Source organism: Pedobacter terrestris, from assembly GCF_052343045.1.
GTDB lineage: Bacteria > Bacteroidota > Bacteroidia > Sphingobacteriales > Sphingobacteriaceae > Pedobacter.
On sequence record NZ_CP180264.1, the window covers coordinates 228,864 to 246,758 of the forward strand.

The following is a 17,895-nucleotide window of genomic DNA, read 5'->3' on the forward strand; positions in this document are numbered from 1 at the left end:
ATATCCAATTAATTTTCGGCTTTCCACGCAGATCAATTTGTACAATTGGCCGCAAACCTACGATTTTTTAGAAAAAGACGAGGTAAAAACTTCTGTTATTATGCAATCGGCATGAGTTTTACATGTTGAAATAATGCATTTTAAAGATTTAAACGCAATTCTTTTTTAAACTTTAGTAATGGCTTTTGGCTGAATTGTGCACAGCGAATTAAAACGTAAAAAGTTCAAATGCAGATTTCTTAGACCGATTGTAAGATCCATTCTGTTGGAGCTTTGCCGAATTTTTTCTTAAATGCGTGCGAGAAATGCGAGAGACTTTCAAAGCCGAGGTCTAAATAAATTGAAGAAGGTTTCCTGTTTTTATTTTCCATAAGATGGCGGGCTTCATCTAATCTTCTTTCTTGTAGCCAATGCCTTGGTGCCATACCAAATGCCTTCTGGAAATCGCGTTTAAATGCGGCGAGGCTTCGGCCAGTAAATTGTGCGAATTTCTCTACAGGTACATTAAAGTGGAAATTCTGCCGCATAAACTTTTCAAGGTCAATTTTATGGGGCGCAGAAAAATCGAAAAGAAAATCTTTAATTCCGGGTACGGCGTGGATAAGCAACTGCACTGCTTCTTTCACTTTTAGGATACCTAAAGATTCTGTGAGCTTTTCATTCGGATGCTGGATGTAGGGAACAATAGATTGAAAGAAGGCATGAAGAAAATCATTTCCGGGAATAAGAATGTTGGCTTGGCCCGTATATTTTTGGCCAATTTCAATCTGCTCTTCCAGGGCAATTTTTCTCAGCAAGTCTTCTTTCAAACTAATAACTATGGTTTGGTAATCTTCATCGGGTAATGGTATTTTGGTAATTTCGCCCAATTGGTTTTTTCTGATTAGCAGCATCTCGCCACGCGTCATAGAAAATTTTCCGCTTGCGGTAACAAAAGTAAACCGCCCCGAAACCTGCAATACCAATGTATTGTGTTCAGAAAAAGCAACCTTCTCTTTCCGCTTTGTAGCGAGATAAGAATAGAAGATCATTCCCGGAAAAATTTCAGTCGGTTTTGTCATAGCGTAAAGATACCAAAAGGCTTAATCTATTCTGCCTTAACGCTGAAGATATGTACCGCCCAATATTTCGCCTTCGGCAAAAGTACTGTTTAGCAATTGCAACTCTTCCGGACTAAAGGTGATGTGCATGGCTTGCAGGTTTTCTGGCAATCTGGAGCGGCGACTCATACTTACCAAAGGCATAATGTGTTCGCCCTGCGCGTTTACCCATGCAATAGCTATTTGTGTTGGTGTACAACCTTTATCATTTGCCAGTTGCTTCAGCACGTCTACTTTTTGTAAATTGTGTATCAGGTTATCGCCCTGAAAACGAGAAAAATGATTCAGGTGATCGTCTGCTGCTAACGGAGCAGTCATGTTTCCGGTTAATAAACCTTCTGCCGTATTCGCGAACGCCACAACACCAATGCCCAATGCTTTTGCCGTAGGAAGCAAATCGTGCTCAATCTGTCTGTCGGCTAAAGAATAACCAATTTCTAAAGCCGTAACTGGATAAATTTCATTTGCTTTTTTGAGCTGATCGGCCGTAATTTCAGAAACACCAAGATGGCGTACTTTTCCTTCTTTAATCAAATCTGCAACGGTACCAATAATGTCTTCAATAGGTACACTGTTGTCCATTCTGCAAGGCTGATATAAATCTATTGTGTCTATTCCTAAACGCACCAGTGAATAATTGATGAAATTTTTAATTGCAATAGGGCGGAGGTCTAACCCCAACCATTCACTTCCGTAAAATATTGCACCGAATTTCACGCTGATGAACGCGTCATCTCTGCGGCCTTTTATAGCTTTTCCAACGAGCAATTCATTGTGGCCGCTTCCGTAAAAATCGCCAGTGTTTAAGAAATTTATTCCCCTATCCAAGGCTTCCTGAATGGTTGCAATGCTTTCTGTTTCATCCTGAGCTTTGCTACCCCAAACCGGCGACATACGCATGCAGCCTAAACCCAATTTAGATACTAACGGGCCGTTTTTTCCTAATGATATTTTATTAATTGATTCCATAATGATCTTATTTTATGGGTACAAAATTGCTTAAAATGTTATTTTTCTGGTTTCGTTTACGGCTCATATTACTTGTTTGTATGGCTCAAATTAATTTCAGGTCAAGTCGTAACAAAAGAAATATCCCATTTATTGTAGAACTGGATAAAGCAGTTTTTGTTCGGTATTGGGAGGCAGAGTCGTATTTGAGCGCAATCATTTTTGAAGCTGATGAAATGCATATTCAGGCCAATTAGAAATGACAATATTTGAGAAAAATTCTAATGGTTACCATTTATAAAACATTTGCTTTTGATGCAGCACATTTTTTGCCTAATGTGCCAGAAGGGCATAGATGCAAACAGCTGCACGGACATACGTATCATGTGGGGATTTACCTTAAAGGTCATTTAAAAATGCCCGAAGGTTGGGTGATGGATTACGGCGATTTGAAATCAATTCTTCATCCAATACTGAATAAACTTGATCACCAGCTTTTAAACAATGTGGAAGGTTTGGAAAACCCAACAGCAGAAATGCTGGTGTTGTGGTTATGGAACAAAATTAAACCGCTGATCCCAGAGTTGGATCGGGTTGAATTAAAAGAGACAGATAGCTCGGGCGCAATTTATGGGAGTTGAGCACCTATCTTAAAGAGCAAACGTTTTAAAACGTTTGCTCTGATTGTTAGTGATTGCTGCGATTGATCATCAATCGATATAAATGCTGTCGATTCCTTTTTGTAAGGCATTTTCCATAAATCCAGGTACTTTTACGCCTTCCGCACGGAAAACAGAAACATCTGTCATCCCCAATAAACCTAAAAATGCTCTTAGAAATGGTGCTACAAAATCGTTTTCTTTCGTAGGACCTTCAGAATAGATGCCACCAGAAGACATTGCTACATAAACTTTCTTCCCTAAAACTTTTCCAACAGGTCCTTTTTCAGAATAGCCAAATGTAATGCCCGCCCGCGTGACGTGATCTGCCCATGATTTTAAGGTGCTGGGAATCGTTAAGTTGTATAGCGGCGCACCAATGACCAGGATGTCGGTATCCAGCAGTTGCTGAACAGCAAAATTTGAATACGCTAGCGAAGCCCGTGTTTCATCAGTAAGCTGATCCGCCGGCGTAAACATAGATTGAAGGATTTTCGGATTCAAATGGGGTAGATCTAAAGTATTCAGATCGACCTCAACAACAGTACTGCCGGGATACTGTGCAACAATTTTTTCGACAATGGCATTTCCTAATTTCAGGCTATAAGATTGCGCGCCTTGAATGGTAGAGATTAAATGAAGTATACGTTTCATAATAAATTGAATTACATTTTAAATGGATTTGCTGCACTTGGTCAGGTTTATGATTTCCGATCTCCAGTCACCGATTTTTTCGCTGTTTTGCAGACAAATTCTTTGGACAAAAGTACTTGCTTAAGCTATTAAAAGGATAGTACTTACCTAAAGGAAAGCGCTTACGTTTAGGAAAGTATGTATCTTTGGGCATGACAAATCCCTTGATGGCCAACATGATCAGCAGAGAAGAATGCAACAGTTCACTTGCGAATGTTATGGATGCTTTGTACGTGTTAAATGGAAAATGGAAGCTACCTTTAATTTTGAGCCTGATGCATTCGTCTAAACGTTTTAATGAAATTCAGCAAGAGTTAAAAGGCATTTCACCCAAGGTATTGGCCAATGAATTAAAAGATCTGGAACTGAATGATTTTATTAAACGCAATGTTTATCCCACAACGCCGGTTACCATATTATATGAAGCGACAGATTACAGCCTGACATTGAAAAGCGTGCTCAATGAACTGAGCAATTGGGGCGAGCAGCACCGTGAAAAAATTAAGCAAAGCATGCGGACGGTGAAGTAAGGATTCTGCTGAAAATAGTTATCAGGGTAATATCTGAGTTTTATACCGTTGTTGAAATGTTCCCGTAAAACGTCTGCATTGATATATCGGATATTTATGATTAAATTCTCCTGGATTTAAAATGATGGGTGCAGAATAGTCAAGTATGTAAAAAACTGATTTTCCCATTTGAGCAAGGATTGATTTTAAAACAAAATCGCAAAAAAAAACCTGCTAAATTTATTTAGCAGGTTTGTAGCCCGAACAGTACTAAAGTCGAACCAAATTTTTGATGATTTAGTGAGATTGGCATCCCTAAATCAGGATCCATTGCTCAAAAATATACGACGGGAGCTAGAACCAAAAATGAATATTGCATTGAGGACAAAGAATAAATCAAAGGGATTTAGGCTTTAGAGGTCTAAGATTTAATTCTTAATACTATTTATTTATACCTGATTTACTGAATGGGAATAAAATTTTCGTCCACTTTTGTAACCGACAAAATTATAATTTTTATTTTCACTTTAGCTTATGCAGGTGGTTACCTAAATAAGAGGTTGACGACCATTTAGTTTAAGAAAATCAATCTAATGTCAATAATGCTTTCTCATCTGTCCAAAATGATTACTTTCATTTTCAAGAGTAAAGTACCGGCCAAACAAAGTATTTTGCATGCGTTGATGAAATGTGCTTTGATCAACGGGTAATTCTATGCCATTCCACGTATCACTTACATCGAATAAGGCTGGATTAATTTCAAATATTTTCTCACTTCTTTTATTGTGCAAATAACCCAGAAGATAATGTGGTAATAAACCTCCTTTTAAAGTAACTTCCTTTTGATAGGGGAAAAAACTCTTTTCATAAATAGGTAAATCAGTAGCTTCCATATTAATATCCCTCCTTAGAATTCTGGAATCGGGAACACTTAATACTCCTTCGTATTTGTAAGGCACCCATCCAAAAATAATCAAAGGGTTTTCACTATCTTTTTCCTCTTTACTTGATGCAAATTTAGAAGCTTGCGAAAAATCAATGCTTGTACTTAGTAAAAAAGAAGAAGCATAATATTCACTTTTACTGACATGATGTAATAAACCCAAATAATAATCCCGTACAATAATCTGCTGTTTTGTAGTTAGATTGGATATAATATCAATAAACTGATCTTCATTGTATTGATTACAAAAAAATCAATAACTCCTGATTCTCTCTTTTTAAATTCACCAACAAATTTTCTAGTTAATCCAAAAGGGAATTCTCTATTTAGCAAATTTGATATCATTTTGAAAATGATATTAAATACACTACTGTTTGCATCATCAATATTTATTTCGTTCATACCCGGCAGTCTTGTAAGAAACATATTAGCTTTTGCTCCTAAAATGAATAACGTATCTCGAAATCGTTCGTCAGAACTTTCTTTGTCTAATCCATAAATTGGGTATAGCTTTTCTTTTTTATCACCACGATATATAAACTTATCATTATTGCGATAAATCTTATTGATGCAATTAAAAAAGTGAATTCTTTGTTCTTCGGATAGATCTCTTCCATTGGTCTTTAAAGTATAAGCGTAATAATTAGGAATCATATCTACCTTTTTCATGATAATTATTTTAAGTTATAAGCACTTGAAAGAAACATATTCAAATCCACAAACATCTCATCAACACAGTCGTAAACTTGCCAAATAGCGTCCGCATAATTATTCGAAATGGCATTAGGCTGTATTCCCAAATCCGCTAACGCTTTATGAAGTCTTGTTTTTGAATCATTAGTTTTATGAGCATCTAACTGTCTGATGCTATTCACAGATGATAACTCTACTAATACGTTAAATTTTTTAATTTCTAAAACTCTCTCTACGATGGTTTCTTTATTATCTAAAGGATGTAAGCCACTTTCGTCTGTCATTTTCAGATATGCTATAATCAATTCAAGTAATTTTATACTTCTTAATTTTTCAGTTTCTGAAACTGGGAAACCCAACATATCTACTATTCTACGTAGAGGTTTTTCTTTCAAATTTTCTCCTAACAAAATATATAGCTTTTTACATCGGGATATGAATTGCTCCTTGGAAAAAGATTTTAAATCTACGTGTTGAGCAATAGCATTGAATTCGGGGAATTCTGACCATCCTGTATATTCAATATATTCTTCATCTAAACCAATTAAGTCTTTTGCCGAATAATTAAGTTCGAATAAGTGGTTAAATAAACCTGTAAATATTCGTCCGAACAGAAAAAACTTTCTAGTTAGACGTTCTGCTTTTTCAGCAATATTCTCTCCTTCAATAATTTCGGATGGATGAATAGAAAATTTATTCCAATAGTCAATTATCGTATATCTATTACCCTCGTATAGTTTTTTGATTTCAATTTTAATAGCATTTTTTCCAACACGATCACAATGTGTTACTGACCATTGATTCCTATAGTTGACACTCCCTGATAAAGGATGAACTTCATAATCTTCGTCTGCTTCATATACTGCCAATACTTTATCCGAAACATATACATACTCAAACGGTATTTCGTATCTTGCTCGCCACTCTGTTACCAACCCATCAATTCCTTTCCAATAATGCCCTATAACTGTTTCTTCTTCCTGATTATTCTCACTATTTTCTAGTAAAACCTTGAAGCCATTTATTTCTAAGCGAGCTATATCCTCTTTGTGGTCAAATCTGGTAAGCCTTATTTCGAACTGCTTAAATTCTTCTATAAAGTATTTTTTATTTTTAAGCAGTGTGGAGATTTCTTCGTCTATTACGATATCTCTTTTTATAGTAAATACCTGTACCGCAACTTTCTTTCTGAAAGCTAAGTAAGTTTCCAAATAATCCTTATTGACTTTTACATAAGCTTCGGAATGTGTTGGGAAATCATATTCAGAAAGAGGTTTGACTTTTACTACATCGTATTCTGGTTCTTTCAAGTCATCCCATAAAATTTCACTGTCCAATAAACGTGGTGATAATTTAAAGGCACTTAGAAACCCCTGATCAACCATGAAGGTGGTGTGATTTCCAGAGCACCAAGAAACAACCAAAGGTTCTGCTTTACTTAATCCTGAAGATTTTGAAAGGTATAATGCGAATAAAGGTTTATATTCATAATCTTCTCTATAGTATGCTCCTGACAGATTTACATAAGGGTTAACATGTGATGATTTTATTTTACTAATTAGACTTGGCGAAACTAAAGCCGTATTGATATCAATGGTTTCGTTCAATCCGTGCTTATCAATTGTTTTTAGTTCAGCAACGGTAATATGTTCTCCACCTGTTTGAATGTCCAACAGATTGCCTATTAGTTTTGATATAATTTCATCTGTTTTCATAGTATTATTTACTGGAATCCTTTTTTATCTTATAAAGCGAGTTATGATATTTTATACTTTTTGAAGAAATTGTATGACGAATTACTTTGAACATATTTTCATTTAATGGAATAGCTTTAAAGTCTAACTCTATGTGACAATTTGGGCAGACACATACCATGTTTTCTAGAGCATCAATTCCATTGTGAGGTTTCCCTAATGGAATAATGTGATGAATTTCAGAGTAATATTTTTTGTCCCCAATTACAACTTGGGTATCACATAATTGACAGGTACTATTGTAGAGCTTTTTTATTTTCTCAACTAAGTTCCTTTTGCGAAGAATGATTTCAATTTCTCTTATAACACGAATTGTATGCTCTTCATTATCCTCAGCTACAAAGTCAATAATGTTGATTAATTCCCTTTCTCTTTTTGAAAACTTCACATAATTAGCAAGACTTTCTATCCCATCCGTTATATGTAAATCTTTTTTTACTTGTAATTTAGGATTATTAATATAACTCTCTTCATTATTAAATATTATATAGCCATTCTTATCAAATAATACCCCCGGAAATTTGGTGAGATTATGATACCATTTTCCATCCTCTCTATACAAGGCGTGTTTTGCATTTATAGACAATATTTTATTCAGATAACTTCCTTTCATATTAAATTTGCCTCATCAAAATACTTTTCAATGATATATCTCGCTAGCCCTGAATATTCTTGATCAGCATCTTTAAATTTTCTCAGTATTTTCATTTCTTCTCTCATAATCCCTTCAAACCATATCCTTTTTTCGTCAGTTGTAGCTAGATGGTCATTATAGTTTTTTACGGCAATTTCCACTCTGCGGATCTGAGCTTTTATTTGTAAGATCTTTTCTTCCCGGGCTAATGTTAGTGGTAACCTGTGTAGCGCGTAGGTGAGGATTGAGGTTCGGGCTTTTTTTTCTTCAAGAACAGTTAACCCGTCATTCGAAATAATGGCACCATTATCATCAAACTTGAAGTATCTTTCAATATGATCATCCTTGCAAGGATTCAATAATAACCTCTCGGATTCTTCACGCTCAAAAGCTTGGTTATAACTTGCACTATCTGTAAAATAAATTAGACCGTGCGTATATTTTAAACGATGCGTTTCTGTATTTAAAGGAAACTGATCCAGTTTCCCAAAAACTGCTTCTTCAATATTATTTCCATTTTTGAACTCATGTGTATTCGTTTGATTACAGAATGGACAGGCAAATAATAAATTTTCCCATTCTGAAGCTAGCCAAAAGTACCCAGGCTTGGAGGGATTAACATCTTTAATTTCTCCTTTCGGCCTGAAATGTTCTATATCACCATTATAAATTGCTGTGATCTTGCTTTCACAGTAGGAACACTTTCCATGAAACATTTTTATAAGTAGCTTTCTAACACTTTTATCAGAGTATATGGTATATCCCTGCTCAACTCTTTTTTTTCCTCTTTTTCCTGTTCTTTTATATTTCTCCGGGTGATTGGCAACATCCTGAAAATAAATAATGGCGTCTTTAGTTTCCCATTCGCCATCGCTTTCAGGAGTTATGCCAATTTTAAGAATATCTGGGCAATCTGATCTTTTAACGTTAATCATCGGCCTCAAGATTTAGATTTTTCCAAACTTCTTTTACTCTTTGCACAGCCTCTTCCTTTAGGCTGTTACGGTCGAAAGATTGTTTATTAAAAACCACTTTTTCAGCCAGTAATTTATCTATTACTGTGTACATTAACTCCTCCCTTAAGGAGACTCCTAACTGTTTCTTATTCCTGAGAAAATCTTTCAACTGATCAATTTCTGCCTTTTCACCTTGTGTTGCTTTATCGTTTTTAGCCAGCAGTTCATAATAGCGGTTAAACCTGGCTTCTATCTCAGGGTCAACAAGGCTGCTTAAGCCAAAGAACTCCGAAGCTAGGATTTGATCTACCCTTAAAGAAGCAGGATCAGGTAATTCAGTATTGGTAACAACCTCATTATCTAAATTCCTGAGCAGTAAAATTTCTTCTCTTTCCGCACCTCTTAAACAGAGGGGATGGTGAGTAGAAATAATAAAGTTAATATTAGGAAATACCTTCCGCAATTGCTTTACGATCCTCATTTGCCACCTTGGGTGTAACTGGTTGCCCAACTCATCAATTAACACAATTCCAGACATTTTATCCATGTCTGATTGTGCATCAGAGAGTTTCATCATGATATCAATAGCTAAAGTAATAGTACTTTTATAACCATCACTTAATTCAGCAAATAAAGTTTCAGAATCACCTAGCACTATTTCGCCATTCTTTATGGAAAGATCAGTATCGGGTTTATCGTGTGGTAATAATTGTTTAATAGAAAAAGCTATGCGATTAAAGAAATCAATATCGTTTTTATGTATTGACCTCAACCATTTGGTTACATCATTTAAAGCATTGGTAGGCTTGAATAAATTTTGATAGCTCATTTTTGAGGTGTCTTTTGGAGAGCTACTTTCAATCTCATCAACAGAAAGCCTTAATGAACCATAACCAATTAAGTAGGAATTAAAATTACCTGATTGCTCTACCGTACCAGTCTTACGGACTAGTTTAGTATGGATAATATTATCACTATTCCTTTCTTTGATTAGAATTTCAGAGGTTTGTTTTCGTTTCTTAATAAGAGAACGAATTGCATCTTCATTAATAAGTTTTCTATCCAACTTTAGCCCTACTGCAATTGCCTGAAGAATTGAGCTTTTCCCAACCCCATTTTCCCCAAGCAAGAACAACCATGATTTTTTATTTAATTCATCTTCTTTAAAATCAATTCTCAGATCAGCGATGGATTTAAAGTTTTTGATGTGAATGTATTCAATTGGAAAATAATCGCTAACCAGCACATCTTTTTTTGAAAACATTTCTTTTGCCGGAATTGCAATCTTTTCAATCCAGTCCTCGTCATGCTGGTAATCTTCGAGATTCAAGATCTGTCCTAAAAAAGGTGTCGTCTCTAATTCATTAAGCAACACCCATTTTTTATAGGATAAAAATTCTATCCCAGGATCTTCCAGCTCATATATATTAGCAAGATGCCTTTTAAGTGTTTCATTTTTTACCTGACTTCCATTGATCAAAGACTCTACCTCATCTAATAGGTCCCTTCTTGCTCTTTGCCTTCCTTCTATCAGGTCAGTTCTGTTTAAGCGCAATAATTCAATTGTTTGATTACCTTCTTCTGTTAAGGCATCAATACGACCATGCTCAGTATATTCATATGTTAAATGATTCTCAGGTTCATCCAAGTATGGGTTCAAAAGCATTCGATGTTCACTTTCATAATCATCATTTTCATTCAATGCACGTCTTCCTTTTATTGGAAAATAATTTCCCTTAAACTGGTTACATTCTTTACAGGAATAAACCAGGTTGTCCCACTCAAATGTTAGCCACCAATATAAATCCTGGTGATATTCATTTTGATCTCTTACTCCATTATTGGGCCTGTACCTGTCAACCGCTCCAAGATCGGGATATTCAATTTTCGTTTCACAATAGCCACATTTTCCATGGAATGCTTCATGCAGATATTTCTTAAGCTCCTTATCTATTTCTCTGTTAAAAGGCCAGTCATATCGTTTTTGGCTTCTGTTTTTAGATGCGAAGAACTCTTCCAGCTTCTCAACAGCCAGGTTAATCATTGAAGAACTTAGATAGTCGGGGGCTTTTTGTTTCTCTATCTTAATCATCTTCCTATAGATCTTTTAGCAAATTTCTCCAGTATGTTAGAACTTGGATAATTCGTTAATGAAATAAGTTTATTGGCAACAGCAACAGGAATTAATGCATTTTCGTATATATCACATCTTAGTTTATCAATATTCATGAGTATTTCCTGGATATTTTTCAGATCAGTTAATTCCGGCTGGTTGTAATATGTGTTGTGGTTCTCAACAGGTAATGTTAAAACATACACTCTTCCATCAAATGATTTATAAATAAATTTCCCACTGTAATATGATGTACTTCCATACTGCTGTTGTTTGTGGTCGCCCACTTGTATATAAGTGTAGATATGCTCGTTGTTTAGTAAAAAAACCTGGCCAGGATTTAGTTTGTCTTTGATCTGCCTGGCATGATCTACAAAAGCACCGGAAGTTTCAACTCCAACCAGGTTGATCTTATTGGTCTTATTAAGATGAGTCAGCAATGCCTGCATGGGTTTATGCATATTAGCAGTTTCTCCGCCAAAACTTAAAGGTCCATCTTTTACAAATAAAAAGCGATCTACCAATCCATCTTCAATTTCCAATAATCTTTTAATCGAATGAAGTGTTAGAAAACTTTCTGTAACGCTTTCCAGGTAAGTGATAATGCCAGTCGCTCCTGTATTGTCATCAACTTTCTCAAACAGCCGGAACACATCAGTAATTAGTATTTCCTTACCACATTTATCATGTGTACAATTCCAGGAATAATTTTTTAAGTCTATTTTGTCTTTATTTAAAACAATATGATTTGTTCCGCAATGGGGGCACTGGGAAAGCTTATAATCACTTTTTGTTGAAGAAGGGTTATATTTTTCAAATAGGAACCAGTATAAAGTTTCAAGAATAGATGTAGTTCCTGAATGTTTTTTTTTTGAAAAATTCGTGAATAGCTTCTCTAACTGTGGTTCTGAAATCAATCCCCTTTTTTAATGCAACATTTTTTGTGGGGAGCACAAACTTTTCACGTTCTATTTTCTTCAGTTTATTGATATCAGAAGGAGACACAAACGGCTTCTTTTCCATCTCATCCAGATCAGAGCCTTTTATAAGAAGAGAACCAAATTGAAAGAAAGTGATTAATGAAGAAGGAAAGCTCTTTTTTACCGGGATGGTTGTACTTTCTCCATCAACAGCAACAATAAATTCAATTGTATTTTTTTCCGGATATACAATATCATGTTGAAGGCTTTCATTCAGATGTACGTCTTCTGCCTCAACAGGAATCTCGCAACTGTTCAGGTATTGCTTTACTTCTTCATCGTTAATAATATAACTATGAGCTATCAGGCTACCCCGTTCAAAACTGCTATTTGCATGATCATTTGACATAATCCGTTATTTAAAAAGGCCTATTTGTACAGGAACAACAAAAGGATTGGAATAGGTTTTCATCCGGACAAATCCTTTATCATTCTTTGCACTAAACTTAATCAAAGCATCTGCAAAATCGCTGAAGTCGTAGAATTTACGTAGCTCTTTCACTTCATCCTCATTGTTTAAGTGGGCTATGAACCAGTTTTGTGTATTTTTAAGAATGTTTGAACTGATCGAGCTTACCTCCTGCGTCGCGTACACCATTCCTAAATTAAGTTTGGCCCCTTCTTTAGCGATCCTATTGTAGATCTGGCTCAGATCTTTGTCGTCCTTTTTAGGAAAGAGATTATGGGCTTCTTCAAAATAGAATTGTATGAAATTGTTGGGGTGAGCGTCTATGAAATTGTTCATTGAGCTACTAAAAATGCTCTGACATATCTTTTCGGAAAAAATTCTTTGTACTTGTGGGTTCCCTTGGGATAAATCTACAATCACAATCTTTCCATTTCTCAAAGAATTTACTATATCTATTTGAAAGGAGGAGTTAGTTTTGCTAGTATGTAATTTAGCCGCAACTTTTAGTTTTTGGTATCCACTTACTTGTTGTCCAGTTTCTTTCTTCTGAAAAAGCATTACAAGCAAAGAACGAATTTCTTCGGTCAGCCAATCTTTTCCTTTATTAGCTTTTTTTAATTTAGCAAAACACTCATGATCTTTATTTTTCCAAACTATTTCCCAAAAATAATACGCTTCGCTAATCGTAAAATCTTTAGATGTGTCAAATTTGTCGTCATTCTCCTTTATGAGTGCATCGATTTCAGCATTTGATTTGATTTTTACAGTCAAACCTTTCGGAAGGTCAAAACCTGCCTTCTCTAAGCAGCAGAAATATATTGACTTGTGTTTATTGAATTTATTCCAGCCATTAAAATCATTTTCTTCCGGTCTTGCAAAATCAATTACTTTAAACCCTGTCAAATAATCACTATTATCTTCAGATAAAAATTGAAGAATATATTCAAATCCTGTTTGTACATCACTAAAGAAGTTTACTTTCATTATTTCAAATCCGTCTTCCTGTTTATCTTGAATGCTATAGCGTTTTGTATTACTAGAGTATTTTTCGAAAATAGCGGTCCCGTCCTGTAAATTTTTATTCGCATACTCGCCATTAATATCAAATATTATTTGCCCGACAGAATATTTTGGAATCTCGCTTGTCGTAAAAGGTTTCGCCTTTTCTATCAAATTTTCATTTGCTGTCTTAATATCCATTTTAGATTTAGACGATAAGCTAACAGTAGCGTCAATAAGCTTTTTAACCGTATTTGATTTACCGGTCCTGGTCATGCCAAACAAAGCTGTTCTCTTCCCAAGTATATCTTTAGTATGCATGTAAACCTTTTCATCAGTACCCGTATTTTCAGAATGATTTTTCCGGCTTGAACTGTAACGGACTTCTCCTATCTGAAAATTGGAATCGGGCTTTAATGGGCCATCATCATCCCGTAGGTTTACAATATATTGAAGATATTTACCCGAAGGTTTGTACACTTTGTATAAGTGCGGAGAATAAAAGTTTTCCAGATCTGCGCCAAATTCCACTTTTCCGCCCGATGTTTTATAAAATGTACCAAGTATAGAACATTCCATACCAGAGCAACTAAATTCAAATCGGGTGAATTGATCAATTTGCCTGTTCTTCCCAGCTGTTTTAAGTTCTTCTTTAAAATATTCTATTCTCGAACTGATCACGCCATTATCGCTTGGAATAGCAGTAGGTCTCAATGCCCTTAATAGTAATGCTTCATTTACAATCTCTTCTCCAAAATCGTTTTCATAAAATGCTAAAAGAAAACAGCCCTGGGCAATGCCTCCAACCTTATATTTCCAATCATCACATGTCAATAAACTTGTTTTGTCATAGTCTATTTTAAAGGGATTTCCTACAAAATTCTTAGCATCTTTGGCAACTTCAAAAATGTCTGTCTTGGCAATTTTTTCAAATTCGTCTCTTAGGCTTTCCATAATTTTACAACGCTTTTAATTGAGATTTTAAATCGGGTTCGCTAAACCTGATAACAGCTTGCTTTATATAATCCTCTTTAACTTCAAATGATATCCATTTGCGGTTTAATTTTTCAGCACAATATCCAGTAGTATTACTTCCCGAGAATGGATCCAAGATCAGGTCGCCCTCATCTGTCAGAAATTGTATAAAGAAGTTTACCAATCCACCAGACATCCTTGCAGGATGCGGTGTAATTCCTTTCTCTCTGCAAGTTTTAAGAAAATAATCATTAGAATTAGTGTTTGAAAAACTCAATACACTATGCGGTAATCTTACTTCGCGTTTTTCATCTAGAGCCTCCATTTCAAAAAAGTTATGGGAAATACTACCGCCATTATCTTTTAAGAATCCTGCTTCGCTGATTTGATGTTCTGATGGTCGTTTACCTGAATTATACGATTGTCGTTTAAGCAGCTGCTCCATACTCTTACTGTAAGGACGTAATACTTTGCTATTATCTGCTTTAGGAAAATCATTTTTAGCTATCCACCAAACGTGTGTATAGCTATCTACAGTTCGGAATCTATTTACGGTTACCCATTGAGCTGGTGAAGGCAGCTTTGAAGGATTGTAGCAGATAAATTCCTGGATTAATCTTAAGTTAGCCTCAGGATGTTTTACCATTCCTAAAAGGCATTCTAAATGCAATAGGGATTGAACAGGCCTTTCTGGTTCCCACGCATTACCAATTTCTATAACTAATGAACCATCATCGGCCAAAAGATCAGAAAATATTGGAGCTAATTTTAAAAACCAATCCTTATATTCTTCTCCTTTTTCATTCCCATATTGCTTTTTATTATTCAAAGGAAATGGAGGAGAGGTTACTATAAGATTTACTTTACCTTTTAATGCAGAAATTTCTTTGTCGTTCTCAAGTAATTCAATGGAATTTCCTTGAACAAGCATTCCTAGCTTTGATTTGTAGATGTTACTTTTATTCTTTTGGGACATTAACTAGTGCTTGTTCGATTTATAAATAAATGAGCTAAATGTTATCATATTTTTATTTGTTATTCATGTAAATTAGGCAAATGTATTCGTGTTAAATTATCTGGATGAATTTATAAATTATTTCCTAGTTAGAGACTTTCTTAGAAGACATAAGTAAGTCTTTAACAATGTAATTATTTTCTTTCAAAAAGAAATGGACTTGAAATAAGTTCTATGTATTTTAGAGTAAAGAGATAGCTTTTATACGCCAGTTTGAGCACATACGATCAAAAAGATGCTATTCCTTACCTTAAAAGCGGGTCAGCTATAAAATATTTTGAGTGTGATATTATTGAAATTAAGGCAGATGTGATGAGAACTATTCGGCAAAGAATTTAAGCCAGCCTGAATTAAATAATGTTGATAAATTTTACTTACTAATCTTCTTTTAGGAATGTATTTGACTGGCTGCCTTATCCAAATTGTACACTTCTAGATCTTTTTTCGTTAGAGAATCAGATGGACAAGTAAAGTATGCTATGAAAACAGCTTATCTATATGTTCGCGTCAGTACGGATGAACAAAAAAGAAAAGGCTATTCCCTTCCGGAGCAGGAGGATCAGCTATTAAGACACTGTGATCATTACGGTATTGCGGTAAAGGGAATCTATCGAGAAGATTTTTCCGCAAAGAACTTCAATAGGCCGGAATGGAAAAAAATGGTTGCCACCATAAGGAGTGATCAATCTACTGAAAAAAATATACTCTTTATTAAATGGGACCGGTTCAGCCGTAACATAGAATATGCCTATGAAATGATTGGCTTACTACGGAAATTCAAAACTGTGCCAATGGCGATCGACCAGCCAATTGATTTCTCCATCCCTGAGAGCTCAGTAATGCTCGCCGTATACCTGTCCGTCCCAGAAGCGGAGAATACCAGGAGGGCATTGAATACGGCAAATGGAATACGAAGAGCAAAGTTGCTCGGCAGGTATCCAAACAAGGCCCCGTTAGGATATATCAACCTGGCAGCGTTGGATGGTAAAAAATATATCGCCCAGAAACAGCCAGAAGCTGCTGCCATAAGGTGGGTTTTCCAGCAGCTTGCCAAAAATTCTTTTAAGATCGAGGAGGTTCGGAAGATGGTCCAGGCCAGAGGATTGGACTGTTCACGCTCATACTTTGCAAAGCTGATACGCAACCCCGTTTATTGTGGCCTGGTAAAAATACAGACGAGTTCAGGGGAAATACAAATGATCAAGGGGCTTCATGTTCCCCTGATTTCCGAAAGCCTTTTTTTCGAGGTACAGAATATCATCAATACGAATAGGAAACCCAGCAGTAAAACAGAAGAGCTTAAGACTACCTTCTTTTTGAAGGGATACCTTTTCTGTCCAGTCTGCAACAGGAAGCTTCGCGGAAGTTTTTCACGGGGCTCTTCAAGGAGATATCCCTATTACCACTGTTCGGGCAGCTGCAAGGTAAGGGCCAATGCAGAACTGCTCAATAACAGTTACGACAGCGGGCTGCAGGGACTAGTGCTTTCCAAAAAAGCCTTGGGACTATTCAGCCTTGTCCTGGAGGATATAAATGTGGGGACCCAGAGAGTAGACTGTCTAAGGGGTAGGAGGATACTGCTCAAGCAAATCGATGAACAGGACGCGATGCTTTCAAAGGCAAGAAAACTATTTGTTGCTGACAGGCTCAAGTTTGATGATTTTAAGGAGATAAAGAAAGAATGTTTGGCCCTGACAGATGGGGTAAAAAAAGAATTGGGTAGCCTCAATGCGAAATTGAGGTTCATGGATCGACAGTCTGTACTTTGGGACAGGTCCTCACTTGATGTTTTTCGAGGCTATCTTGATATGGAGGCTTCCGACAAAAAGCAGTTGGTGAGCCTTATGCCCCCTGTTGGAATCGATATCCATGCTGGCAGGGTTTCCCTGGGGCTCGGTGAAGCCCTATCGAAGATATTATTGTTTAAGAAGTAACCCTATATCCGTTTGAGATGGAAGATACTATTTATAGAACACCGAATTTCATAGATAAAAGAATATCGCCTAAAAAGGCTGTGGAAATTTTGGACCAAAATGATATACAGGTTAGTGAGGAGGAAGCTGCTGTAATACTGGACTTTCTGTATGTAATTGCCAAAACCTACAATAGGAATGAGGAAAGTCAGAAACGGGGTAATCGTTAAGAGGAAATCGAACTGAGTAAAAACGGCTCCTAAAGTTATTTAGAGCATGCTTTTAATCAAACGAACAGAATTACAATAGTTTTTTATTGGAGAAAATCGAACTAAAACAAAGCTGTGTTTAACTGTTTGTGCCGTAGATATTTATGGGCATAAAAAAAGGAAACAACTGTGTTATGTTGTTTCCTTAAGTAGCCCGTAGGGGAATCGAACCCCTGTTTCCAGAATGAAAATCTGGCGTCCTAACCCCTAGACGAACGGGCCATTTTTAATCAGAGTGTCTTTCAACTCTTTTGGTAGCGGGGACACGACTCGAACGTGCGACCTTCGGGTTATGAGCCCGACGAGCTACCAACTGCTCCACCCCGCACTCTA

The 17,895-nt window shown here is 36.0% G+C and carries 17 protein-coding genes and 2 tRNA genes; 4 read left to right on the plus strand and 15 right to left on the minus strand.

Translation table 11 applies throughout. The annotated features are described in order from the left end of the window. Positions 1-239: 239 nt before the first annotated feature. Together ACJVDH_RS01125 and ACJVDH_RS01130 are read right to left on the minus strand one after the other, a co-directional pair. Positions 240-1,061 (minus strand): helix-turn-helix domain-containing protein, encoded by an 822-nt coding sequence (locus ACJVDH_RS01125; RefSeq protein WP_443945748.1) that lies wholly within the window; start codon positions 1,059-1,061, stop codon positions 240-242. A 36-nt stretch (positions 1,062-1,097) separates the two neighbouring features. After that, the gene (locus tag ACJVDH_RS01130; protein WP_443945749.1) at positions 1,098-2,069 is read right to left on the minus strand and encodes an aldo/keto reductase; all 972 of its coding nucleotides are present in this window, start codon (positions 2,067-2,069) and stop codon (positions 1,098-1,100) included. Positions 2,070-2,149: 80 nt separating this feature from the next. Here ACJVDH_RS01130 and ACJVDH_RS01135 point away from each other — a divergent pair, with 80 nt between their 5' ends. After that, positions 2,150-2,305, plus strand: coding sequence for a hypothetical protein (locus ACJVDH_RS01135; protein WP_443945750.1), 156 nt, complete (start codon positions 2,150-2,152; stop codon positions 2,303-2,305). Positions 2,306-2,317: 12 nt separating this feature from the next. Beyond that, entirely contained in the window at positions 2,318-2,689 is a 372-nt protein-coding gene (gene queD / locus ACJVDH_RS01140; protein ID WP_443945751.1) for a 6-carboxytetrahydropterin synthase QueD, read from the plus strand. 69 nt (positions 2,690-2,758) lie between these two features. On the opposite strand, the gene ACJVDH_RS01145 is transcribed toward queD, so the two are convergent. Then, positions 2,759-3,361 (minus strand): FMN-dependent NADH-azoreductase, encoded by a 603-nt coding sequence (locus tag ACJVDH_RS01145; RefSeq protein WP_443945752.1) that lies wholly within the window; start codon positions 3,359-3,361, stop codon positions 2,759-2,761. 191 nt (positions 3,362-3,552) lie between these two features. Between ACJVDH_RS01145 and ACJVDH_RS01150 the strand changes: the two genes are divergently transcribed. Next, positions 3,553-3,930, plus strand: a complete 378-nt coding sequence (locus ACJVDH_RS01150) for a winged helix-turn-helix transcriptional regulator (RefSeq protein WP_443945753.1) — start codon at positions 3,553-3,555, stop codon at positions 3,928-3,930. Positions 3,931-4,505: 575 nt separating this feature from the next. Here the strand turns inward: ACJVDH_RS01150 and ACJVDH_RS01155 are convergent. The 10 genes from ACJVDH_RS01155 to ACJVDH_RS01200 form a co-directional block, all read right to left on the minus strand. Further along, positions 4,506-5,015 (minus strand): hypothetical protein, encoded by a 510-nt coding sequence (locus ACJVDH_RS01155; RefSeq protein WP_443945754.1) that lies wholly within the window; start codon positions 5,013-5,015, stop codon positions 4,506-4,508. A gap of 35 nt (positions 5,016-5,050) precedes the next feature. Then, positions 5,051-5,521, minus strand: coding sequence for a hypothetical protein (locus tag ACJVDH_RS01160; RefSeq protein ID WP_443945755.1), 471 nt, complete (start codon positions 5,519-5,521; stop codon positions 5,051-5,053). 5 nt (positions 5,522-5,526) lie between these two features. After that, positions 5,527-7,260 (minus strand): hypothetical protein, encoded by a 1,734-nt coding sequence (locus ACJVDH_RS01165; protein ID WP_443945756.1) that lies wholly within the window; start codon positions 7,258-7,260, stop codon positions 5,527-5,529. Positions 7,261-7,264: 4 nt separating this feature from the next. Next, positions 7,265-7,912, minus strand: coding sequence for an HNH endonuclease (locus ACJVDH_RS01170; RefSeq protein ID WP_443945757.1), 648 nt, complete (start codon positions 7,910-7,912; stop codon positions 7,265-7,267). After that, positions 7,909-8,868 (minus strand): hypothetical protein, encoded by a 960-nt coding sequence (locus ACJVDH_RS01175; protein WP_443945758.1) that lies wholly within the window; start codon positions 8,866-8,868, stop codon positions 7,909-7,911. Before ACJVDH_RS01175 ends, ACJVDH_RS01170 begins: the two co-directional genes overlap by 4 nt. Next, positions 8,861-10,981, minus strand: coding sequence for an AAA family ATPase (locus ACJVDH_RS01180; protein WP_443945759.1), 2,121 nt, complete (start codon positions 10,979-10,981; stop codon positions 8,861-8,863). Before ACJVDH_RS01180 ends, ACJVDH_RS01175 begins: the two co-directional genes overlap by 8 nt. After that, a complete protein-coding gene (locus tag ACJVDH_RS01185; protein WP_443945760.1) occupies positions 10,978-11,655 on the minus strand; it encodes a hypothetical protein in 678 nt (225 codons plus the stop codon). The genes ACJVDH_RS01180 and ACJVDH_RS01185 overlap by 4 nt, the downstream gene beginning before the upstream one ends. Positions 11,656-11,839: 184 nt before the next feature. Further along, a complete protein-coding gene (locus tag ACJVDH_RS01190) occupies positions 11,840-12,331 on the minus strand; it encodes a hypothetical protein (RefSeq protein ID WP_443945761.1) in 492 nt (163 codons plus the stop codon). Between the two features lie 6 nt (positions 12,332-12,337). Further along, a complete protein-coding gene (locus ACJVDH_RS01195; protein WP_443945762.1) occupies positions 12,338-14,344 on the minus strand; it encodes an ATP-binding protein in 2,007 nt (668 codons plus the stop codon). Positions 14,345-14,348: 4 nt separating this feature from the next. Then, positions 14,349-15,341 (minus strand): DNA-methyltransferase, encoded by a 993-nt coding sequence (locus tag ACJVDH_RS01200; protein WP_443945763.1) that lies wholly within the window; start codon positions 15,339-15,341, stop codon positions 14,349-14,351. Positions 15,342-15,859: 518 nt separating this feature from the next. Here ACJVDH_RS01200 and ACJVDH_RS01205 point away from each other — a divergent pair. Then, the gene (locus ACJVDH_RS01205) at positions 15,860-17,314 is read left to right on the plus strand and encodes a recombinase family protein (protein WP_443945764.1); all 1,455 of its coding nucleotides are present in this window, start codon (positions 15,860-15,862) and stop codon (positions 17,312-17,314) included. 398 nt (positions 17,315-17,712) lie between these two features. Here the strand turns inward: ACJVDH_RS01205 and ACJVDH_RS01210 are convergent. After that, positions 17,713-17,784: transfer RNA gene (locus tag ACJVDH_RS01210), tRNA-Glu, on the minus strand. A 30-nt stretch (positions 17,785-17,814) separates the two neighbouring features. Then, a tRNA-Met gene (locus ACJVDH_RS01215) sits at positions 17,815-17,890 on the minus strand. Positions 17,891-17,895: the final 5 nt, after the last annotated feature.